Annotated in this window: 23 protein-coding genes and 1 pseudogene; 18 read left to right on the top strand and 6 right to left on the bottom strand. The window is 43.0% G+C overall.

What is annotated here, in order from left to right; translation table 11 throughout:
* Window positions 1–2 precede the first annotated feature (2 nt).
* On the bottom strand, window positions 3–893 hold the full coding sequence (locus MHH86_RS16570) for a LysR family transcriptional regulator (protein WP_036687523.1): 891 nt from the start codon (window positions 891–893) through the stop codon (window positions 3–5).
* 328 nt (window positions 894–1,221) lie between these two features.
* Here MHH86_RS16570 and MHH86_RS16565 point away from each other — a divergent pair, with 328 nt between their 5' ends.
* The 11 genes and pseudogenes from MHH86_RS16565 to MHH86_RS16515 all read left to right on the top strand — a co-directional run bounded on the left by MHH86_RS16565 (window position 1,222) and on the right by MHH86_RS16515 (window position 11,024).
* Window positions 1,222–2,157, top strand: a complete 936-nt coding sequence (locus tag MHH86_RS16565) for a phosphate ABC transporter substrate-binding protein PstS family protein (protein WP_036687522.1) — start codon at window positions 1,222–1,224, stop codon at window positions 2,155–2,157.
* 90 nt (window positions 2,158–2,247) lie between these two features.
* Entirely contained in the window at window positions 2,248–3,150 is a 903-nt protein-coding gene (pstC, locus tag MHH86_RS16560; RefSeq protein ID WP_036687519.1) for a phosphate ABC transporter permease subunit PstC, read from the top strand.
* Window positions 3,147–4,043: a phosphate ABC transporter permease PstA gene (gene pstA / locus MHH86_RS16555; protein WP_036687518.1), complete on the top strand. Its 897-nt coding sequence runs from the start codon at window positions 3,147–3,149 to the stop codon at window positions 4,041–4,043. Before pstC ends, pstA begins: the two co-directional genes overlap by 4 nt.
* 38 nt (window positions 4,044–4,081) lie before the next feature.
* Window positions 4,082–4,858, top strand: coding sequence for a phosphate ABC transporter ATP-binding protein PstB (pstB, locus tag MHH86_RS16550; protein ID WP_036687516.1), 777 nt, complete (start codon window positions 4,082–4,084; stop codon window positions 4,856–4,858).
* 151 nt (window positions 4,859–5,009) lie between these two features.
* On the top strand, window positions 5,010–5,612 hold the full coding sequence (locus tag MHH86_RS16545; protein ID WP_076099095.1) for a nitroreductase: 603 nt from the start codon (window positions 5,010–5,012) through the stop codon (window positions 5,610–5,612).
* Between the two features lie 240 nt (window positions 5,613–5,852).
* Window positions 5,853–7,192: pseudogene (locus tag MHH86_RS16540) on the top strand (IS3 family transposase); the annotation flags it as partial.
* A 1,052-nt stretch (window positions 7,193–8,244) separates the two neighbouring features.
* Window positions 8,245–8,448, top strand: coding sequence for a helix-turn-helix transcriptional regulator (locus MHH86_RS16535; RefSeq protein ID WP_036676881.1), 204 nt, complete (start codon window positions 8,245–8,247; stop codon window positions 8,446–8,448).
* A gap of 2 nt (window positions 8,449–8,450) precedes the next feature.
* Window positions 8,451–8,918, top strand: a complete 468-nt coding sequence (locus MHH86_RS16530) for a DUF6773 family protein (protein WP_076099096.1) — start codon at window positions 8,451–8,453, stop codon at window positions 8,916–8,918.
* Between the two features lie 98 nt (window positions 8,919–9,016).
* Window positions 9,017–9,733, top strand: a complete 717-nt coding sequence (locus tag MHH86_RS16525; protein WP_339210025.1) for an MBL fold metallo-hydrolase — start codon at window positions 9,017–9,019, stop codon at window positions 9,731–9,733.
* Window positions 9,734–10,306, top strand: a complete 573-nt coding sequence (locus tag MHH86_RS16520) for a TetR/AcrR family transcriptional regulator (RefSeq protein WP_076106759.1) — start codon at window positions 9,734–9,736, stop codon at window positions 10,304–10,306. It begins immediately after the preceding gene.
* Between the two features lie 25 nt (window positions 10,307–10,331).
* Window positions 10,332–11,024 carry a hypothetical protein gene (locus tag MHH86_RS16515; protein WP_036676892.1) on the top strand — a complete coding sequence of 231 codons (693 nt, stop codon included), beginning with the start codon at window positions 10,332–10,334 and terminating at the stop codon, window positions 11,022–11,024.
* Between the two features lie 74 nt (window positions 11,025–11,098).
* Here MHH86_RS16515 and MHH86_RS16510 read toward each other — a convergent pair whose 3' ends face one another.
* The 3 genes from MHH86_RS16510 to MHH86_RS16500 all read right to left on the bottom strand — a co-directional run bounded on the left by MHH86_RS16510 (window position 11,099) and on the right by MHH86_RS16500 (window position 14,015).
* Window positions 11,099–11,281 (bottom strand): hypothetical protein, encoded by a 183-nt coding sequence (locus MHH86_RS16510; protein WP_036676895.1) that lies wholly within the window; start codon window positions 11,279–11,281, stop codon window positions 11,099–11,101.
* Between the two features lie 227 nt (window positions 11,282–11,508).
* The gene (locus MHH86_RS16505; protein ID WP_076099098.1) at window positions 11,509–12,738 is read right to left on the bottom strand and encodes an aminopeptidase; all 1,230 of its coding nucleotides are present in this window, start codon (window positions 12,736–12,738) and stop codon (window positions 11,509–11,511) included.
* A 44-nt stretch (window positions 12,739–12,782) separates the two neighbouring features.
* Entirely contained in the window at window positions 12,783–14,015 is a 1,233-nt protein-coding gene (locus tag MHH86_RS16500; protein WP_038571402.1) for an aminopeptidase, read from the bottom strand.
* 178 nt (window positions 14,016–14,193) lie between these two features.
* Here MHH86_RS16500 and MHH86_RS16495 point away from each other — a divergent pair, with 178 nt between their 5' ends.
* A complete protein-coding gene (locus MHH86_RS16495) occupies window positions 14,194–14,469 on the top strand; it encodes a hypothetical protein (RefSeq protein ID WP_038571400.1) in 276 nt (91 codons plus the stop codon).
* Between the two features lie 57 nt (window positions 14,470–14,526).
* On the opposite strand, the gene MHH86_RS16490 is transcribed toward MHH86_RS16495, so the two are convergent.
* Window positions 14,527–15,843 carry a TrkH family potassium uptake protein gene (locus MHH86_RS16490; protein WP_036677378.1) on the bottom strand — a complete coding sequence of 439 codons (1,317 nt, stop codon included), beginning with the start codon at window positions 15,841–15,843 and terminating at the stop codon, window positions 14,527–14,529.
* A gap of 191 nt (window positions 15,844–16,034) precedes the next feature.
* Between MHH86_RS16490 and MHH86_RS16485 the strand changes: the two genes are divergently transcribed.
* The 3 genes from MHH86_RS16485 to MHH86_RS16475 are packed head-to-tail and all read left to right on the top strand — an operon-like array spanning window position 16,035 to window position 17,400.
* The gene (locus MHH86_RS16485) at window positions 16,035–16,388 is read left to right on the top strand and encodes a VOC family protein (RefSeq protein WP_036677380.1); all 354 of its coding nucleotides are present in this window, start codon (window positions 16,035–16,037) and stop codon (window positions 16,386–16,388) included.
* 25 nt (window positions 16,389–16,413) lie between these two features.
* Complete coding sequence (locus tag MHH86_RS16480; RefSeq protein WP_076106756.1) at window positions 16,414–16,842, top strand: GNAT family N-acetyltransferase; 429 nt, start codon at window positions 16,414–16,416, stop codon at window positions 16,840–16,842.
* A 24-nt stretch (window positions 16,843–16,866) separates the two neighbouring features.
* Window positions 16,867–17,400 carry a GNAT family N-acetyltransferase gene (locus MHH86_RS16475; protein ID WP_076296602.1) on the top strand — a complete coding sequence of 178 codons (534 nt, stop codon included), beginning with the start codon at window positions 16,867–16,869 and terminating at the stop codon, window positions 17,398–17,400.
* A 50-nt stretch (window positions 17,401–17,450) separates the two neighbouring features.
* On the opposite strand, the gene MHH86_RS16470 is transcribed toward MHH86_RS16475, so the two are convergent.
* A complete protein-coding gene (locus MHH86_RS16470; protein WP_076296603.1) occupies window positions 17,451–18,761 on the bottom strand; it encodes a hemolysin family protein in 1,311 nt (436 codons plus the stop codon).
* A 114-nt stretch (window positions 18,762–18,875) separates the two neighbouring features.
* Here MHH86_RS16470 and MHH86_RS16465 point away from each other — a divergent pair, with 114 nt between their 5' ends.
* The 3 genes from MHH86_RS16465 (at window position 18,876) to MHH86_RS16455 (ending at window position 22,684) form a co-directional block, all read left to right on the top strand.
* Window positions 18,876–19,643 (top strand): DUF1836 domain-containing protein, encoded by a 768-nt coding sequence (locus tag MHH86_RS16465; protein ID WP_036676915.1) that lies wholly within the window; start codon window positions 18,876–18,878, stop codon window positions 19,641–19,643.
* 82 nt (window positions 19,644–19,725) lie between these two features.
* Complete coding sequence (locus tag MHH86_RS16460) at window positions 19,726–20,937, top strand: MFS transporter (RefSeq protein ID WP_094900681.1); 1,212 nt, start codon at window positions 19,726–19,728, stop codon at window positions 20,935–20,937.
* A 187-nt stretch (window positions 20,938–21,124) separates the two neighbouring features.
* A complete protein-coding gene (locus tag MHH86_RS16455) occupies window positions 21,125–22,684 on the top strand; it encodes a TerB N-terminal domain-containing protein (RefSeq protein WP_076296604.1) in 1,560 nt (519 codons plus the stop codon).
* The last annotated feature ends 9 nt before the right edge of the window (window positions 22,685–22,693 follow it).

Here is a 22,693-nt window from a genome sequence, read left to right as displayed (position 1 = left end):
TTTTAAAGATCAAGAGTCGTTACTATTTCAACAAAGGATTGCTGCAACGGTGTTAAAATATGATCTTTACGCCAGCCGAGCACAAACCCGCCGCTTTCAGGCAAAATCCCTGGTAGGTTGGCATAGCTAAGCTTGCCTAGCTCAATCTCAGCTTTAACAGCCGCTTTAGAACATATGCCAACACAGTCACTCCCGCTAACTAGCTGCTTAATCACTTCTGGAGAATTCAACTCGGATCGGTTCCATAAACGGATTTGATTGAATTGTGCCCATTGATCGGCATACCCCCGTAAACAAGATCCTTGCTCATGCTGAATCCACGGCTCATTGGCAATTAGTTCAGGTGTTAATTTCTTTAGGTCTTCAAATGGATGACCAGGTGCAAAAATTAGGACAGGTTCATCACGGACAATAAGCTGAAAATCAAAAGATTCGTCCTGCCAATCCGAAGTATGTAAAATGGCCATCTGAATATCCCGACTACGGAGACGTTCACGTAACAAAGCATCGCTTTGAACAGTCAAGGAGTTGTTAATCCCCGGATAGAGTTTCATGAATTGGATTAACACATTAGGTAAAATATAAGTTGCAGGAATAAAACTGGCTTCCAGCTCTAATGTTCCTTTTGAGGGAGAAGAAAATTGTTTGACTGTACGCTCAGCTTCTGCTGTGAGGGAAACGATTTTGAGGGCGTATTGATAAAGGGCTCGCCCAGCATCCGTAAGCAGCACTCTTCCGCTGCGGTAAAGAAATAGAGGGGTTCCGAGCTCAGCCTCCAGATTCTTCATATGAAAAGAAACAGTAGGCTGTTTAAGGCCTAATTCTGCGGCTACATCGGTTACCTTTTTATATTTTTCAATTAGAACTACGATGTTCAATTTCATAATATTCATGACTTTCCTCCACATAATGCTAAGTTGGATTACAAATTATATCTCCATTATAGATTATATCTATACAGATATACACTTTATATTGGTATTTTTTTCGTTCACTTTACAAAGATAAGAAGTTTCTCTAACGAACGAGCTCTAGAATAAGAAGAGTCAGAGGGGCCAAGAAGTCCCGGACAACATATAACATATGCGTTTGATGAACTTTTACAGTAACCATGCATATGGGGGCCAAGCTCCACAACACCATGTTAAAGCTTTCGAAGCCAGTTTGGTATGAACTGATCAGGGAGCCATGCTAACAAACCATTTAGGAGGAGACAAAACAATGCAATTCAAAAAATCATGGATCATGACTTTGGCTTTAACAAGCGTACTGGCACTATCGGCTTGCGGTAACGGCGGGGCAAACAACACAGGAGGAAACGCTGCAGCAACTAACGAAGGAAGCGGCGGCGCTGAAATAAGTGGTTCGATTCTGGCTTCTGGTTCAACAGCATTACAACCCTTGGTTGAGCTGGTAGCAGAGAATTTCATGGATAAAAACACTGGCGTGGACATTCAAGTTCAAGGCGGTGGCAGTGGTACTGGTCTTACTCAAGTAGCTGAGAAACAAGTAGATATCGGAAACTCTGACGTATTCGCAGAAGAAAAATTAAAAGATGCAGATGCAGAAAAAGCAGCAGCACTCGTAGATCATCAAGTAGCAGTAGTAGCGATCGCAGCAGTAGCTCATCCTGATGCTGGTGTGGATAGCTTAACTAAACAACAACTGGTGGACATTTTCACTGGTAAAATCACTAACTGGTCTGAAGTAGGCGGAGCGGATCAAAAAATCCAAATCATCAACCGTCCAGGCAGCTCCGGTACTCGTGCAACCTTTGAAAGCTTTGCACTTGGAACCAAAACAGAAGATATCCCAGGTTCGATTCAAGAAGATTCCTCCGGTACGGTTAAGAAAATGATCGGTGAAACTCCAGGGGCAATCGGATACCTTGCTCTTTCTTACCTGGATGATTCCATTAAAACACTTAGTCTTGACGGTGTGGAAGCATCTGTTGATAATGTTGTTTCTGGTAAATACCCAGTGTGGGCTTACGAGCATATGTACACAAATGGTGAACCTAACGCGACAGTAAAAGCATTCCTCGACTTTTTCTTAACTGACGAAGTTCAAACTGGTGAAGTTGTTGAACTTGGATACATCCCAGCTGTTAAAATGCAAGTTGTTCGCGACGTTGCAGGAACTGTTACCGCTAAGTAATTAAATTCTAGGCAATGTTATTGATTAGAATCTCAAGTGATTAGAGGCGGATACATCTGCCTCTCTTTTCACTTTAGAAAGAGGGAGCAATTGAGGGTGAAACTAAAGAACTCACGATTCGAAAAACATCATATTGAAGATTTTGTTGGACGTACTTATATGTCCTTCTGTGTATTACTGTTGATAACAATCATTGTATCGATGGTATATTTTGTAGCGTCTAAAGGAATTTCAACCTTCACAAGTGGTAATGCTACAGTTTCTGAATTTCTATTCGGTACAAAGTGGTCGCCAGAAGCGGATACGCCTTCCTTCGGAGCTTTTCCATTTATCTCGGGTTCCTTTCTGGTTACTTTGCTTGCCGCATTGATTGCTAGTCCACTTAGCTTATGCGCTGCGTTATTTATGACTGAGATTGTTCCAGGGTGGGGCAAAAAATTACTTCAACCTGTTATTGAGCTTTTGGCAGGGATTCCTTCGGTAGTATATGGTTTCATCGGATTAAGTGTAATTGTACCGTTTCTACGCAACAACCTGCCGGGCCAAGGCATCGGGGTAGCTGCAGGCGCGCTTGTGCTCTCGGTAATGATTCTTCCGACGATTACAAGCGTGGCTGCAGACGCGCTGGCTTCATTGCCGCAAAACTTAAAAGAATCTTCCTATGCGCTTGGTGCCACCCGGTGGCAGACGATTTCGCGGGTGATTATTCCAACAACCTTTCCTGCCATAATGACAGGGATTGTATTGGGAATGGCTCGTGCTTTCGGTGAAGCACTCGCTGTACAAATGGTTATCGGGAACGCGCCATTCGTACCAAAATCACTCTTTGAGTCAGCTTCTACCTTGACCAGTGTGATCACACTCGGTATGGGGAACACGACCATGGGCTCACCTCACAATAATGCACTGTGGAGTATGGCACTGGTTCTCATGCTGATGACTTTCGTATTTGTCTTCTTTGTGAGAATGCTTGAAAGGAGAAATAAAATTTGAAGCCGAGAACCGTAAATAAAATTGCCACCAGTCTTATTGTATTTTTCGCGATGCTCATCGTTGCCATTCTACTTGGACTTTTGGGATATATCCTCTTTAGAGGCTTAAGCCATATCAGTTGGGATTTTCTTTTCTCCGCACCGCAAAAGATTCGTGCAGGTGGAGGGATCGGACCACAGCTATTTAACTCCTTATTCCTGTTAGTACTGACACTTATTATTACAGTTCCGCTTGGACTGGGTGCCGGTATTTATATGGCGGAATATGCTCGTCCCGGTAAGATTACCGGCTTTATTCGCTTGATTGTTGAAGTATTGTCATCTTTCCCTTCCATCGTAGTCGGCTTGTTTGGTCTATTGCTGATTGTTAACTATTTCAATCTAGGCTTCTCCTTAATCTCCGGTGCATTGGCATTGACGGTCTTTAATCTACCACTGATGGTGCGGATTACGGAGCAAGCTTTTCGTAGTGTTCCAAAACAACAAAAAGAGGCTGGTTTTGCACTAGGATTATCCAAGTGGAAAATTGTTACCTCGGTGTTGTTTCCGGTAGCATTACCTACAATTATTACAGGTACTATCCTGTCCGCTGGCCGTGTCTTTGGGGAAGCAGCTGCGTTGATGTTCACAGCAGGAATGAGTAGCCCTAGATTGGATTTCACCAACTGGAATCCACTTAGTGCGAATTCGCCACTGAATCCCTTCCGTCCAGCGGAAACGCTGGCTGTCCACATTTGGAAGGTCAACAGTGAAGGTCTAGCTCCAGATGCTGCACAGATTGCTGCGGGAGCTTCGGCGGTGCTTGTAATTATGGTGTTAATCTTCAATCTGGCAGCACGTTATTTCGGAAGATTTATTTATCGTAAGCTTACAGCTTCAAAAAGAATGAACTAATCATACAAATTAAAGTAGAGATGTAGGAGGAGTAATCGATGGGAACGTCGGCAACAGCAGTGCGTGAATCTTTTCAAACCGAAGACCTGAGTATTTTTTACGGAACATATGAGGCAGTAAAGGGGATAAGCCTTCCATTTGCTGAAAATACGGTTACTGCACTGATCGGCCCATCCGGCTGCGGTAAATCAACCTTTCTTCGTTCTTTGAACCGGATGAATGACGAAATTTCTGGCTCAAAAACAAAAGGAAGCATCTGGATTGATGGAGTGGATATTAATGCTCCGGGTACGGATGTGATTAAGCTGCGTCAGAAGATCGGGATGGTATGGCAAAAGCCAAATCCGTTCTATAAATCGATTTACGATAACATCGCTTTTGGACCTAAGTATCACGGCATTAAAGGCAAAAAGGCTCTTGATGAGATTGTTGAGAGCAGTCTTCGCAAAGCAGCATTGTGGGATGAGGTAAAGGATCGTTTAAAAGATTCAGCACTTGCACTTTCCGGTGGACAACAGCAGCGCCTTTGTATTGCTAGAGCGTTGTCGGTTAACCCGCAAATTCTGCTCTTGGACGAACCAGCATCAGCTCTAGACCCGGTCTCCACAGGTAAAGTAGAGGAGCTAATCAAGGAGTTGAAAGAAGAGCTTCGCATCGTTATTGTGACACATAATATGCAGCAGGCAGCTCGGATCTCTGATTATACCGCATACTTTTATCTAGGCTCCCTTGTCGAATATGATAAGACGGATAAAGTCTTTACCAATCCAGAGAATCAAATGACGCAAGAATATATCATGGGCCGATTCGGCTGAAGCTGTGAACATCGTTCTTTCGGGAACGGTGTTTTTTTGTGAATTCAAGAGTTGTGATTCGAATGGTTGCCTATTATTTGCAAAAGGCAGAAAGATGCTGTATCATTTGTGATAATGATTATCATTATTACTATATTAGGGAGTGGATCTTATGACGCAATCTCAACAGACTCAACAGAATAGTGTGGCCGAAATAATAAAAGAACGACGCTCGATTAAGCTTTTTAAAAAAGATCCACTTCCACAAGGCCTTTTAGAGGAATTATTAAATGTAGCGGTATGGGCACCGAATCATGGTGTGCGTGAGCCGTGGAGATTTATTGCTTTTCAAGGGGAAGGTTCGAAATTCCTAGCTGAATCTGCATTTGCTTTTGTAAAACGTGCTATAGCTGATCCAGAAGTGGCTGCTAAACGTAAAGAATATATCTCGAATATTCCATTAACAGTAATCGTAGTGATGCCTGAAGATCCTCGGCAAAGAGAGTGGGACGAGGATTTTGCAGCAGCGTCCGCACTAGTACAGAACTTCCAGCTCGCAGCTTGGGAACAAGGTGTAGGAACGATTTGGAAGACAGATCCATACATCAACAACCCTGAATTCCGCACTAAAATTGGTGTGAAGCCCGGCGAAAAAATTGTAGCCATGATCCATGCCGGATATCCGGAGACTGTACCTGACAGCCGTCCACGCACAGACGCTTCGGAGCTGCTGAAGATCGTAGACTTCTATCCAGAGAATGGCGTAGTGGAATAAGGAAAGTCGAAGGCATTCGTATATTAAAAGCGGAAAGATCATAAACATCGAAAAAGCGTCGAAATATCAAAAAGATCGAAAGATCAAAGGCATCGAAAGATCAAAAGCATCGAAAGATCAAAAGTATCGAAAGATCAAAAGTGAACTGTGACCCGTAAGATGGAAACTTTGAAAAAAGTGACCCTCTTACGGGTCATTTTGTGTTTTAATCGAAATATCGAAATAACGGAGGAAGCCTTCATGAATAACAAAACAAGAGGAAGCTCAAGGATATTCAACGAAAATGAGATCAAACAACTAGAGAACAATCCAAATGTAGAGAACGTGACGGAAAAGAGTATTACCTATTCACCAACGTTTAAGTTGGCTGCGGTTAAGGCCTATAAGGAAGGCCAAGCCCCAATGGAGATCTTCCTTAGCGCAGGATTTAACCTAGATATTATCGGTCGCAAGAAGCCTAAGCATTGCCTAACCCGTTGGCGTAATACATATAATGCTCTGGGAGAGGCTGGACTACTAGAGGAACAACGAGGAAAAGGATCCCCGGGCAGACGACCGACAGGGGAACTTTCTACCGAGGAAAAGTTAAAACGTGCAGAAGCACGAATCAAGCTTCTGGAGATGGAGAACGACTTCTTAAAAAAGCTGGAGGCGCTCGAAAAGCAGAAGATGCAGAGGAAACGTTGACCCCCTCCGAGCGCTACGAAATTATTAACCAAACGATACGTAAGCACGGTCTGCAGCGAATGACGCGTTATTTGTGTAAGCTAGCTTGTGTGAGCTTAAGCGGATATTACCGTTGGCAAGTCGCTGAGGAAGCAAGACAGTTGCGAGAGAAGGCAGACGAACGAGACGCTTTCCTTATCAAGAAACACTATGACGCTTTGAATGGTAAAGCTGGAGCATTGGTCGTGAAGATGTGGCTGGAACGGGAGAATGGTATCATCATGAATCATAAAAAGATTCGAAGATTAATGCGAAAATATAAGCTTGTTGCTACGATCCGGCAAGCAAATCCCTATCGCAAGATGGCAAAAGCCACACAAGAGCACCAAACATGTCCCAACCTACTCAAGCGCCAGTTTGACCAAGGAGAGCCTGAGAAAGTGCTGCTGACGGATATTACCTATATGCATTATGGTAATGGACAATGTGCTTATTTATCCGTGGTGAAAGACGGGGCTACGAGACAAATTTTAGCTCACTACCTCTCTTCTTCATTGGCTATGCCAATTGTAGAACGAACACTGGAGAAACTACTTGAACGACTGGATGGCAATATTCATCCAGAAGCCCTTTTGCATTCGGATCAAGGAATGCACTATACTCACCCTAGATTCCGCCTTCTCGTACGCGAAGCTGGGTTTACACAGTCCATGTCACGGAAAGGGAACTGCTGGGATAACGCCGCCATGGAGAGCTTTTTTGGCCATCTGAAGGATGATTTGGAGTACAAGACATGTATGACTCTCTTGGAATTACGAACAAAGGTTGATGACTATATCGCCTACTATAACTCCGAGCGATATCAATGGACATTAAAAAAGATGACTCCCGATGAATTCAGGAGTCACCTATTAATTGCTTCTTTAAGGTCTTCTTTTTTCAACTTTCCACAAATACGGTCACAGTTCAAAGTATCCTTAGGGATGCTTTTTTTTGTTACTTTGACTAGCGATAGTAGGGTGATGGCTGATGGCTGCTGATCACTTGTCGCTGCCGGTTCCTCTGCTGATGTGGCTCAACCTTCTACTTACTTCCTAGTGATCTTTGCTGACCTCCAGCGGGCTTCATACAGACCTCCTACAGGCTCCCTAGTGATATCCTACTGATCTCCTACTGATCTCCTACTGATCTCCTACTGACCTCCTACTAACCTCCTACTAACCTCCTGCGGGTTTCCTACTGATCTCCGCATCGGACCGTATTGCAACTATTTGAGCTTTTGGAGTCATTTTGCAGAAGTATCGGACCACATAGCTCTTATAACCATATAACTGTGCAGAACTGGTGTGGTTATGAGTAAATAGCTGCAACTGGGTCCGATAGCACGTCAATTAGCTGCAAATATACGAAATAAGGACTCCTCAGTCCGATGCAACGGCGAATAAGCGAACTAACCCCAAACTAACCTAAACTAACTAAAGAACCTCATGTTGGGGACTGTATTGCAGCTATTTGAGCTTTTTGAGTCATTTTGTAGAAGTATCGGACCCCATAGCTCTTATTACCTTGTAAAGGCGCAGAATTGGTGTGGTTTTGAGTAAATAGCTGCAATTGAGTCCGATAACCCGTAGAAAACACTCGAATTTGCATTATAAGGTCATCTGAGTCCGAACTATTGGCAAAAGTGTGCTTACATACTAGCCAAGGCGGCGAGTTAGGCATCGCAGCTGACTGGCTATGGACTCAGTTACAATCACTCTTCACCATTTGATCCAACGGTGGGGAGAAAGTATTCCTGACGGAGAGGGAATGGAAAATGAAGTCTGGATCCTAAAATGACACGTCGATCCTAAAGTGAAATGTTGATCCCAATAAACAAATGTAATATATAATGTACATAATGACCGATATAGATTACAATGATGGAAAATGGAATGCATCACAAACATTAAAGGGAGGTTATGGAGTGGGAGAGAACAAAAACATCAAGTTAAAGCTGGCAAGGATCCAAAAGAATCTTTCCCAAGAACAGTTAGCGGAAGTTGTAGGGGTTACACGGCAGACGATCGGCCTGATTGAAGCTGGTAACTATAACCCGACGATTAAGCTGTGCATAGCCATCTGCAAGGCGTTAGATACGTCATTAAACGATATTTTTTGGGAGGATTAGTTGTGAAAGGGCCAAAGATTAAAGACGAACGAATTATCACAGAAATTCAGAAGTTTAGTACGCACGGATTATTGATTGTGTTAGTGGGATTTATGATCAGCCTTTTGGTAAAAGTATTTATCCTGGAATGGGACATCAAATATTGGGTAGATACTTTTGGGATTATGCTGTTAGGTTGCTTGTATGTTACCGTTTGTTGTGTCAAAGATGGGATATACCTGCTGCCGAGTAAGGAAGGAGAACTCAGACGGTTTAAGAAGATTCATTTAATATCGGGTGTTATCAGCACGATTATTTGGGCCACGCTAACATTTTTGCTTGATTTTAGAGAAGCGGGAGAAGTGGATATTAGAAAAAATATATCGAGTACTCTCGTGGGGGCGGTTGTTTTTTTCATAGGGATCACTTGGGCGATGTGGTACATAATTAATAAATCCAACAAAAATGCTGACAAGAACATTGAGAGTTAAATATTAAATATTAAATATTAAAGATAACAATCTCTTGCAAAACTAATATCATTAGTTTATATTTAAGCTAATATCATTAGTTTATCGGAGGGGTAAGGATGAGAGTAACACGTGAAGGTCATTTATTGCAGTTGACTTGGATGCCAAATTTTTTTCCAGTGAATTGTTACATTATTGAGGAAAAGGATGGATTAACTTTAATAGATGCCGCTATGCCATTTAGTCTAAAAGGAATTATGAAGACTGAAGCGAAGCTAAATAAGAAGCTTACACGTATAATCTTAACGCATGCGCATGATGATCATATTGGGGCACTGGATGGACTAAAAAAGCAACGTCCAGAGGCTCAGGTGTACATCTCTGAGCGAGATTCGGCATTACTTCGTGGAGATCGTTCACTTCGGGAAGGAGAACCTCAGACCCCTATTAAGGGAGGCGTTCCGAAGAAGATAGCTACAAAACCAGATGTCCTTCTCCACGAAGGGGATACCATTGGATCATTAACAGCGATTCACACTCCAGGACATACCCCCGGCTCTATGTCTTTCCTTGATTCACGCAGCGGTGCTGTAATCGTTGGGGATGCTCTTCAGACCTTCCGGGGAACTGCGGTGGCTGGAACCATCATCCCCCTGTTTCCTTTTCCAGCAATGGCTACATGGAATAAAGCTCAAGCTCTGAATAGTGCGATTAAGCTTCTAGAGTTATCTCCAGCTTTACTTGCTGTTGGTCACGGCAACTTACTGAAAGCGCCAAAGCAGGAGATGGAGAAAGCCATACGTAAGGCACAAATGATTCAGGATAGGAGTAATTAAATGTCACCTAGAGCAGGATTAGATCGTCACACACTAGTGATTAGAGCAGCAGATATTGCCGATGATGAAGGTATAGAGGCGGTTACCTTGGCTGCATTAGCAGGTAAACTAGGTGTTCGTTCCCCGTCATTATACAACCATATAAATGGACTGCAGGATTTGCGGACTGGGCTCGCCATTTACGGATTAGAGTTATTATTTACAAGCATGTCGAACGCAGCTGAAGGATTAAATGGAGATGCTGCTGTACACGCGATGGGCCGGGCATATGTGGATTTTGCTAGGAGTAGACCAGGTCTGTATGAGACTACACTACGAGCGCCTGAGCAGGAGAACACGGAGCTTGAAGCGGCTGGTGAGCATATTTTGCAGTTTATAATTCAGGTGATGAAGAGTTATCAATTAGGCGAAGAAGGAGAACTTCATGCCGTAAGGGGATTACGGAGTATCCTGCATGGATTCGCCTCATTGGAGCAAAAGGGTGGATTCGGTATGGCGCTCGATACTAACGAGAGTCTAACCCGCTTGATTAGCACTTTTATAACCGGAATTGGAAATATGAAATCTGATTAAATTAGATCTAGGAGATGATGAACAAATGGGTCAGGAATATGAACAAGGTAGTGTCACCACTTATGGTGAAACAGCAGAGGTTATTGCGAAATTGGGGATTTTACCGCTTGCTGCGCTCATCCCCGGGCACCCGTCTTTAAACGGCTTAACTAAGCCCGAGAATTGGCATACTGGAACAGATTTAGATCCGTGGTCATGGCGTGCGCAGTTTCCAGGTGAGGGCCTTGCAGGATACGGAAAGTTTATTAAGAAAAAGGCTATTTTGGTCTCAAGGGAGTGGTTCCCGGCATTTGTAGCAGCAGCAGGCAGTACCAAATCTATTGAAGAGCGGTATAAGGATGGGTTGGCTAGTAAAGAAGCTGTGACCTTGCTGCAGATTGTTCGTGAACATGAAGGTATTGATACACGTAAACTTCGGGCAGAGGCTGATATGAAGGCAAAAGAAAAGAAAACAGCCTTCGATAACGCGGTTACTGAGCTGCAAGGATCTTTAGATATGGTGATCTCAGGCATCAAGCAACGCCTGAATGATGAAGGTGAAGTAAATGGTTGGAGTAGTACCTCGTTCGAGACGGTCAGTCACTGGATGTCAGATAACGGTTTATCCGCTTTTGAAGGGGATAGAGAAGAGGCCATAGCTTGGATACAATCGAAGATGAACGGGGTATGGTCGCCTACAGCAATAGCTTGGACAAACAAAGCATTCTCATGGAATTAATAAAAACGGTTAATCACTACTCCATAGAGAGTGATTAACCGTAAGCGTTTTCCAATAAAGTTATATCCATCACATTAAGGTTCCAACATAGGCGCCAAGTAAGCAATCAGGAAATACAAGAATCCAAAAAGCAGCATAACATAGGCAGTGTATTTAATAGCATTAGATGCAACAATTCTTGAATCTACCGGTGGTTGAATTTCTAGCTGTTCTTCTTCGATGCTGTCAACTTCTTTGGATACTGGGTCTCTCAACATGATAATCCCCTCCTTGGAAATTCAATCCTTAATTGTATTGTGACATATTTGTGAACGGAAATCAACAATAGTGTGAACAAATATTGAACATTTATTCAAATTTGGGCATTTCACCACCTGAAATGTTATTGTTAAAACAAAAACAACCCGCTTACTCTCTAATTAGAGAGCTAAGCGGGTTGTTTGAAGTTGGTTCTATCTAGGATCTAACGGGTGTTGTTTAAGCCTTAAGCCCAATCCCCATTACGGAAGATAGGTACTGTTGTTCCATCATCGTTAATTCCGTCAATATTCATTTCAGGAGAGCCCATCATAAAGTCAACATGGGTATGGCTTTGATTCATTCCTTTTTCCAACAGCTGTTCCTTAGTCATCGTAATTCCTTCTTGAATTGTGAAGGCATAAGCTGCACCTAAAGCCAAATGACAGGAGGCATTCTCATCATACAACGTAGTGTAATAAAGAATACCGCTCTCAGAAATCGGAGAGTGGAAAGGTACCAAAGCAACTTCGCCAAGATAGGAAGAGCCTTCATCCAGCGCGATTAGTGATGCCAAAGTTTCAGCGCCTTCTTCAGCAGTAAAATCAATCACTTTACCGTTCTCAAAGGTCAGCGTGAAGTTATTGATTAGATTGCCGCCGTAGCTAAGTGGCTTAGTGCTGCTCACTTTACCATTAATACCAGACTTCAAAGGGGCAGTAAACACTTCTTCCGTAGGAATATTGGCTAAGAAAGGGACGCCCTTACCGTTCACAGCTCCTGCCTGACACCAGATGTGTCCTTCTGGCAACTCAATAGTTAAATCTGTACCAGGTGCTGTATAGTGCAGCTTGCGAAACTTACTTTCATTCAAGGAAGCGCAACGAGTTTTGAGTCCATCTAAATGGCGGCTCCATGCTTCAATAGGATCGTCCTGATCCGCACGTGTGGCTTTAAAGATGGCATCCCATAACAGTTCAACCTGCTGCTCGGATGGAGCGTCAGGGAACACTTTTGCAGCCCAAGAGGCTGATGGGAAGGCAAGACCGCTCCAGCTCGCATGATTTCCCATTAAGTACTCACGATATGGCGCTAGGGTCTGCCCAGAGATACGCTGATTATCGGCAATTCTTCCAGGTTCAACGCCTTTTAAAAGATCCGGGTCAGCAGAGATAATGGTTAGAAATGCCGCTCCCTTTTTAGCAAGATCCTCTAATTCATCGGCTTGCCACTGCGGCGGCTCCAGGAAGGAATCGGATGGAGCAAGATCATATCGTGTACGTAATACAACTTCATCACTATAATTCACCTTTACAAGTCTCGCGCCGGCTTCATAGGCTTTACGAACCACAAGTCGCACAAGCTCTGCGGATACAATATCTGCATTCACAACGAGTGTCTGACCCGGTTGAATATTAACGCCAATCTTCACGGCCAGCAATGCGTAATTCTCCAGCTTTTGCTTGAAATCCAACATAGTTTCTATTCCTCCCAATATCCTGTATCTCTTGTGTGCTTAAATTAGAACGCCCAGTTTCCATTCAGGAAGACAGGTTCTTCAGTTCCATCAGCAGTTATCCCGTAAATGTTCATCTCAGCTGACCCGATCATGAAATCCACATGGGTTACACTATTGTTGAGGCCATGCTCAATTAACTGCTCTGGATTCATGTCTTTACCGCCTTCTAAACAGAAGGCATAAGCCATACCTATAGCAAGGTGATTAGAAGCATTTTCGTCAAACAATGTGTTGTAATAAAGAATGTTGGATTCAGAAATAGGGGATTTATGAGGAACCAAGGCAACTTCCCCTAAGTATTTCGCTCCTTCATCCATACTAATGAGGTGCTCTAGCGCTTCTTGACCTTGCTCAGCAGTAACACTTACAATACGGCCGTTCTCAAAGCTAATAGAGAAGCCATCGATGATGTTGCCGCCATGACTAAGTGGCTTTGTGCTTCTTACAGTGCCATTAACACCAGTTTTTAGTGGTGCAGTGAAGACTTCTTCGGTAGGCATATTGGCTACAAAAGAATGACCTTTTGCATTAATGCTGTCTCCTTGTGCCCAGATATGGCCTTCAGGAAGCTCGATGCTAAGGTCAGTGCCAGGTGCTATGTAATGCAGCTTTTTATATTTTTTTGCATTGAGTACATTTGCTTTTTGTTCTAAGGTGTCGAGATGCTCCTGCCATGCAGCTACTGGATCTTCACGGTCAAGACGCACGGTGTGGAAAATGGCTTCCCAGAGTTTATCTACACGTTCTTCGGCTGGAACCTCAGGGAACACTTTATCCGCCCAAGCTTGACAAGGAACAGCTACAATACTCCAGCTAACTTTGTCGGACATTTGCATTTCACGATATTTGGTGAGGGCAGCTCCACGTACTTTTTGAAAATTGGAGATACGTACTGGATCAATACCTTTAAGTGCATCAGGATCTTCAGCGATCACGTTAAGGATAGCCGCACCTTTTTCGGCGAATTCAGTCATTTCACCTGCGTACCAAGTAGGAGGCTGAGTGAATACCTCTGGCGCAGCGTGTTCAAACTGTTGGCGTGTAATGCTCGCATCACTCCAGTTCACCTTAACTAAACTTGCTCCGATGGCATATGCCTTAGCGGTAATTAGACGTACGAAATCAGCGGCAAGAATCGGTGCATTCACCACTAGAATTTGCCCGGGTTGAACATTAACACCTATTTGTACAGCTAAATCTGCATATTTACTAAGCTTAGCCTGAAAATCAGTCATTGTAATTTCCTCCATTTACTAATAGTTTAGTACTTTACAAGCATTGTACTAAATTATTAACCGCCGGATGAAAAAAGTCAATTACGTGGAATTTACAGAGCAAAGAGAAGGAATTACAATCATTTCAATGATATACTGAAAGGGTAGCTGATTTGATGATAGGAAGGAAGATAAGTGGATGAATTTAGAGATCGTAAGTGCTGAAATGAGCCGTAAAGAAGATAAAAGTTATGTAGGGAGGACTGTATTCACTCTCGAAAATCATAAGGCTCCATATGAAATTACTTTCTTCAGTACAAGAGGAACGGAATGGGATTACAGTCTAAGCTTTGCGGGTGAGCCTGGGAGCGAGGAACAGTTCTTAGAAACGGATGCATTGCTGGAGAATGACGATGATGTGTACAATCAGTTGCTGGATGCGGCACTTGATCAACAAGAAATCGTGGAAGAATAATACTATTATTGATATGACGCCAGCGGCATTATCTGGTAGCCGCTGGCCATATCATGACTATCCAATCGTTATCTTACCTTCTGGGTAACGATACAGTTCTTTACTACCTTTTGGTTTCAAAGCATAAGCAAGTGTAAGTGGTCCGGTCCGGCCCATAAACATCAGGATAATCACTAGAACCTTTCCTGCCGTAGTCAGTTCCGGAGTAAGGCCCATAGATAAGCCTGAGGTTCCAAAAGCAGATACAGCTTCAAAAAGTACAGTTAGAAATTCAGCGCTCTCGGTCAAGGATAATAACATCGTAGCGATGACAAGCAGCATGAGAGACATTAATGTGATGGTAAGGGCTCTATATACATTTTCTTTAGCGATCCGGTGGCGAAACATTACAATATCTTCTTTCCCCCGTAATCGTGCAGCTACCGCAGTAACCAGTACGGCGAATGTAGTGATCTTAATTCCTCCACCCGTCGACCCAGGTGCAGCTCCGATAAACATCAATAGAATCATCAGAAATTGTGTGGATTGCCGTAAAAGTGGAACTTCAATGGTGGTGACACCACCAGATCGCGGAGTTACCGCTTGTAAAAAGGTCGCCCAAAACTTTCCGCTTGCACTCAAGGGCTTCAGCGTAGAATTATACTCCAGTAAGAAAAACAGCCCCGCACCAATAATAATCAATATAAGAGAAGTCCAAAGAACAACCTTTGAATGAAGAGTGAGTCTTCTGCGTTTAGGAAAGTCCATAAGATCAGACAGAACGATAAAACCAATCCCTCCAAGAAATATGAGGCTCATTGAGGTGAAGTTAACAATGGGATCATTTACAAAACGAGTAAGTCCGCTAAAGGGTCCATGAATATCACCGAAGAGATCAAAGCCTGCATTATTAAAGATAGATATACTATGAAAAATCCCATAATATGCTGCTTTCCCAAAGGGCATATCCATCATAAACCTTCCAGCAAACAACACGGCACCCGACAGCTGAATAACAAGAGAATAGATCAGGACTCTACGGATTAAGAGTACAATTCCCTGCATCGAATTTTGGTTCATAGATTCTTGCAAAAGGATTCGCTCTTTCAAGGATATCCGTTTATTAAGGACCAAGGTAATCAAAGTAGCCATCGTTACAAAGCCTAATCCTCCGATTTGAAATAAAATGAGTAGAACAACTTGTCCGAAGGTAGTTAGCTGAGTTCCCGTATCAATGACTGCAAGACCTGTAACACATGTGGCTGAAGTCGCCATAAACAAGGCATCGATAAAGGATATTTGTCCGGATGTTGAGGAGACCGGGAGACTAAGCAGAAAAGTCCCGGCAGTGATAAGGATTAAGAATCCTAGTGATAAAACTTTGGGCGGGGTCATTTTAAAACCACCGAAGTTCAGGTTAGCCAATGTAATTCTCCTGACGTACGTGATATTGGAGTAATGCTCACAGAATTATAACACAACTTACCAGCCCTTCCCTAAATGGAGGGAGGTAATTGACATATTTTATCGAATTATTCTAGAATAACACCCTATCCGTCAACTTTAAAGAGGAGGCTTTCTTAATGATGATAAGTCCGATTCTGAATCAGATTGGTGCTGTTTTTATTCCGGTAAAGGATATTGAGAAATCTAAACAATGGTATTGCCAATTGCTTGGACTGCCACTAGATGGAGAGGTATTATTCGGCCATTTATATGTAGTCCCTATGCAGGGACCGGGCATCGTTTTGGACAGTAAGATTTACACCGCTGAATCTGTTCTAAACATCCCTTCGTTTCATCTAAACACCGAGGACATTGATGCTGCTTATGATTATGTAAAGGCCAACGGAGGAGAGATTCTGACGGATATCGAACATGATCATTGGTTTAATTTTAAAGATCCCGATGGAAATGTGATTATGGTCTGTCGTTGTTAAGCGTTATATAGAAGGGAGTAGACGAATGATAAGAGAAGCTGTGCCCAAAGACGCTATCAATATTGAAGAACTATACCGGATTTTGCTACCTGAGCATCCAGCTATTCATGTATCCCCTGAGCGACTGAAGCAGATAGCAGATCATCCGGATAGTTTTCTTTATGTGTACGAAGAACAAGGAATAATTGTCGGGTCGTTACATCTTCATTTTTGTATGGATGCTTTGTGTGACGATAGGCCCTTTGCTGTTATAGAAAGAGTTATTGTGGCTGAAAAAGTACGAGGAAAAGGGTATGGCGCAATGCTAATGAGACATGCCGAGAATGTAGCAATCTTCAAGGGAGCCCTTAAGATTATGTTATCAAGTGCTGCAAAGAGAGAAGAAGCGCATCGTTTTTACGAGCATCTAGGTTATGATGGCAGCTCCAGCAAGTTGTTCAAGAAGTATTTATAGTTATTTACGATTGGAAGTGATGATATGATGGTCACACTTAGAGAGCTGGTGCCGGAGGATGCAGGTGAATTGCTTCGACTTCAGCATCAGTTAGACCAGGAGTCCAAATTTATGTTATTGGAACCGGATGAAAGACAAGCTAGTCTTTGTCAGGTCAAAGAAATGCTCGAAAGCTTTCTGGCAGGGAAAACTTCAATTCTTATAGGGGCAGAGGTTGACAATCATTTGGCAGGTTACTTGTCTGTTAGAGGTGGAAGTGTTAGACGCAATAGACATAGCGCGTACATAGTGATTGGGATTCAGAAACAATATCAGGGGAATGGGATTGGAGCTGGCCTGTTCCGTGAGATGGACATCTGGGCTATGAACAATGGGATTGTTCGTCTTGAGTTATCCGTCATGACCCATAATCAAGCTGCTTTGGCGCTATATATCAAGAACGGGTTTGAAATCGAAGGGACGAAGCGGAAATCTCTTATTATCGATGGTGAGTGGGTGGACGAATATTATATGAGCAAAATTCTCCCAAAAGAAAAAAGGATAGAGGATCAGATTTAATCTGATGACTCTATCCTTTTTTTTATGAATAAAGGTTATGATTTCGTAATTTATGATGATTCAGTGTTGCTTGATTGTTCGATAACAACTTCAACCTTGCGGACACGGTATCTGTTCATCTCGCGGATGGTCAATGTTACATGGTCACGAACAATACTTTTGCCAATGGCTGGATCTGTAATATGACTATATACCCAACCTCCAACTGTAGTCACTTCTTCATCTTCGAAATCAAGCCCTGTAAGTTCCTTGACCTCTAACAGAGATACTTTACCATCGAACAGATAGTTAGTATCGCTTATTTTTTCGACTTCTCTGCGTTCATCACCGTCAAACTCGTCACGGATTTCACCAACGATTTCTTCCAAAATATCTTCAATCGTGATGAGACCGGATGTTCCACCATATTCATCAAGCAGCAAGGCAATATGCACACGTTCCAACTGCATACGAGTTAGAAGATTCTTGACTGGTGTAACCTCAGATACTGTCAGGACGGGTTGAATCAAACTTTGGAAATCAAAATCAGGATTGTTATCATACTGCAAATAGAGCTGTTTTGTATTGATCATCCCGATAATATTATCCTTGCTGCCTTGTGCCACAGGGAAACGAGTATATTGCTCCTTGCGGATAATTTCGAAATTTTCTTTCAACGAATGATTGGTAAAAAGACATACCATATCGGTTCGCGGAACCATGATTTCTTTGGCGAGCATCTCATCAAAAGTAAAGATTCGGTTAACATAGCCATATTCGGCTTTATTGATTTTCCCGCTTTCGTAACTCTCGGACAAGATCAAACGAATCTCATCTTCACTATGCGCGTCTCCATGCTCACTAGCTGGTTTCATCCCGAAAAGACGAACAAGCATATTAGCGGAACCGTTCATGAACCAAATGAGAGGGTACAAAATTCTGTAGAACCAAATAATCAGCGGTGAAGTAATTTGACCGATTTTTTCCGGAATGTTTATAGCTGCCGTCTTCGGAGCAAGTTCTCCGACAACAACGTGTAAGAATGTTGCAATGATGAATGCGAGTAAAAACGCAAGAGGGTGACTCACACTAGAACTGATATTGGCCCAGTCGAAAATCGGAAGCAATAACTGTTCGAATGCAGGTTCTGCCAGTGCACCAATACCCAGCGCAGTGATTGTAATCCCGAGCTGACAAGCGGATAAATAGCCATCGAGATTAGCGGATACCTTCTGTACTGCTAAGGCATTCTTCTTTCCGTCAAGCACCATTTGACTGATCTGGCTACCTCTAAGTCTCACCAATGCAAATTCTGTTGCTACAAAAAAAGCGGTTAAAATAATCAAAATAACCACCAACGTCAAACTAAGTCCTATACCCATATAATCTTTACCATCCCTTTCGTTCCTAAAATAGGTTATACTCATTATTATGAGTTCTTATGAACTATTCTACGAACTTTTCAGTAAAATATCAAATGGTGGAGGGAAACAGATATGGAATCATTTGCATTGACTCGTGTGGAGATGTCCAGTCTACTGCTCTCATTGACCGGATTGTCAGACCGGAAACCGCTGAATATCCTCCAAGAGGCATGGGCAAAGTTTCACCGTGAAGAATTACAAAAGGGGACTTCGTTACCCGCTTTTTTATCAACCAATGTTCCACCCATATTACAAAAGATCATTAAAGGCGGCCATGTAAAAGGCTTTTCACTTGGTGAAATTGCTTCATTGGGCCATCTTATAGAGTATTCCACATTGACCGTCACAGCTATGCAAAATTGGGTCAAGCGCGACTTCAAGGAATATCTCGGTTCGCCTAAAGAAGGAAAGAAATATTCGGTTAATCAGGCGGCGCTTTTGTTTATTATTGATGATCTCAAATCAGCCCTTAACTTTGAAAGTATTCGCCAATTGTTCCAGCTAATGTTCCTAAAGCCGGATCGCGATGATGATGATCTAATTGAACCGGCCAAGCTGTATTACGCATATGCAGGGCTTTTTGAGGAGATCAAAAGCAATCCATCGATTCAGACGCAATGTAAAGTAGATCAAGTGTTGCACAAGGAGTTCTCTTGGAAAGAAGATACCTCGTTAAAAAGCTCTATAGATCGTGTAATTAACCGGCTGACACATTTGTCGAGAGCGCAGAGAGAATCCGTTCGTAATATGCTGCTTATCGCCACAATTTCTGTGCAGACCTGTTATTTTCAATCGCTGGCTAGGCAATACTTTAATGCTGCTTTATTTCTTGATTTTTGAGCACTTCAATTTTAAAATGTATAAGTGAAACAATCAAAAGTAAGTTTTATTAGTTAGCAGGTTGAAATAAGGGGGCTTCGAAGTGAATCAAATGACACTGCTGCGGAATCCGAAACAAAGGAAATTACTCTTCAGCGCTGGCTTGAGCTGGATGTTCGATGCGATGGACGTCGGAATGATTTCTTTTGTTGTAGCAGCTTTAGCTAAGGATTGGAATCTGGGACCGGAGCAGATCGGTATATTGACTAGTATTAATTCCGTCGGTATGGCAGTAGGTGCTGCAGCGGCAGGAATATTAGCAGACCGCTTTGGTCGTAAACCGGTATTGCTGTGGACACTCCTTATTTTCTCGGCGGCAAGCGGATTATCTGCATTTGCAACAGGCTTTGCGATCCTCTGTGTGCTTCGTTTTATTGCTGGGTTTGGCCTTGGCGGAGAGCTGCCTGTCGCTTCTACCTTGGTCTCAGAGAGCATGCCTGCTCAGGAGAGAGGCCGTGCGGTTGTGCTTTTGGAGAGCTTTTGGGCAGTCGGTTGGATTGCATCTGCATTAATCGCGTTCTTCATTATCCCTGATTATGGCTGGCGTATAGCTTTCGGAATTGGGGCTGTACCTGCACTCTACGCTTTATATCTAAGACGGGCGATTGATGATTCACCGAAATTTGCTGAGATTAAAAAGGCACCCGTTTCCTTAAAGAAACGAATCGCTACCGTATGGTCGCCAGAATATCGCCGTTCTACAATTATGTTGTGGATTTTATGGTTTACGGTGGTGTTCTCGTATTATGGCATGTTTCTATGGCTGCCTACAGTTATGGTACTTAAAGGCTTCAGCTTGGTCAAAAGCTTCGAGTATGTGCTTATTATGACGCTCGCTCAGCTGCCTGGGTATTTTACTGCCGCTTACTTTATTGAAAAGTTCGGACGTAAATTTGTCCTAGTCATCTATATGCTGTTCACTGCGGTTAGCGCTGCATGGTTCGGAAATGCGACTACTGAAGGTATGCTGATGGCTGCCGGAATTTGTTTATCCTTCTTCAATCTTGGCGCTTGGGGTGGCATGTACGCTTATACGCCAGAGCTGTACCCAACGGCTATTCGTTCCACAGGTGCTGGTTTAGCAACGTCCTTTGGCCGGATTGGGGGCATTATCGCACCTTTGCTGGTAGGGGTTCTAGTAGGTAAATCTATGGCGATTGGCTCGATCTTTATGTTATTTTTTGTAACAATTATTATCGGTGCATTAGCGGTATTGTTCCTTGGCAAAGAAACAAAGGGTACCGAGCTTCTCTAAAGTGTGATTCTGCATTACATACTTGATGTTAATCTATCAACAGTGCTAAAATATCAAGAAGAAACGATGTTGTCGTCCTGTATGGACGACCACTACTATTACGTAAGAACAAAACGGTTCCTTCACAGTTGTGAACAGGACCGTTTTTTTACATTAATCCTTAGTTATAAGGACGGAGCGATCGCACATGAGTAATGATAGGAAGCAGCCGCATTTCACAGAATTAGTCTGGGAAAGTACGGAACAAAATGTACCGATTCCGCCGCGAAATTCCCCTGAACCTGCGCTGCCTAAGTCATCTTCTAAGAATAATGGCAAAACAAATTCCACCCCTGAACCTTCATTACAGCTGCAGCTTTGGGATACAGAGATGGAAACGCCGGAGCCTGTGACTACCACCGAAGGGCAGTTCGTAACAAGAGCGAAGGAATTGGTTGATAAAACTGAGGATTCAGCGCTATTTGTTCCTTTTAAGAGTTACTGGCCTACATATGGCCATATGACAGGCACGCAAAGCAGATGGTATTTTTATTGGCGGAATGAAGTTAGACAAGGCAGATATCTGAAAACAGATCTTTCTTATATTTTTCTGCATGTATATGAGCTTATTAATGGCGTGGGGTGGACTGATCCTTATGATGGCTATAGGCAGCTAAATCAGATGTGGGAAGCTTACCGGGAAAGTTATAAACGCTTGGATCAATATCTTGGCGGCTGGATCGCGGACTTCTCTTTTGTACATCACTTGGATGTCCCGCTTTCTATCATTGTGGCTCGTTCACGTGGTCTTGCAGGAGATCTGGCGGAACTTGAATTAATGAGAGGCTTGACCGCAGCGCCTGAGCAACTAACCTTTGCAGTATTAACGGCAATGTCGGACTATGATATTAGTAAATCCAAGTTCTACATCGGAGAAGGCAAAGAAGCTCTTGAACAATACATTCCGCAGGTCGTGGCGTTAATCAATGCTTATGTCACCCGAAAACACGGCTCCAATCTAGTTGAAATGTTTCCACCTGGACCAGCGGTGATGCGGGAGCGTTATTTATTCCGAAGTGCCGTATATGACATTTCATTATATGGCTATTCTGTTCTTATACCGGTTGTACGTATTAGTAAATCTCCACCACTTCGCAGTCTGATTACCAGGCTATTTCGTCTGACTGAGAATAAACTACGGGAACTGATGGGCTACCGCGGACGACTTAAAGGTGTTAATGTGGATGCCGATATGGACGATTTGATCACTCGTTTTCTAAAGCGTGAGTACCTTAAAGAGACGCAGGAAGACAAGGGGCCGGCAGTCGTCATAGATCCGGAGAAGCTAGAACGCCTGCAAAGTGATTCTGAAATTGTACGGACGATGCTTACGGTTGAGAATATGGACGAGCAGGAAGATTACGAGGATAGCGAGATCGATGTAACTATCGATGAAATCGGTCCAATAAAAGACAGCAAGGAAGAATTGTTGCCTGTAGATGTGATGGAAGAAGCTCAAGTGGTTAACATAGGGTCGGAGGCAGAACAGTTTGCCAATGCTTTAAGTCCACTACAACGGGAAGCACTGTTTGCTCTTTTGGATGAGGATGGAAGTCAATCTATGCTGAAGCTGGCTGCTGCCAATGGCACGATGTCAGAGCTTTTAATTGATGAGATTAATGAAATCGCAATGGATATTCTCGGTGATCTGATCATTGAGGGTGAAGATATTGTTGAGGAATATATCTCTATGCTGCGCAATATTTAATGAGGTGAA

This window comes from Paenibacillus sp. FSL F4-0097, assembly GCF_038593125.1.
In the GTDB taxonomy this organism is placed as follows: domain Bacteria; phylum Bacillota; class Bacilli; order Paenibacillales; family Paenibacillaceae; genus Paenibacillus_AQ; species Paenibacillus_AQ odorifer.
This window is presented reverse-complemented; position numbering and strand designations above follow the sequence as displayed.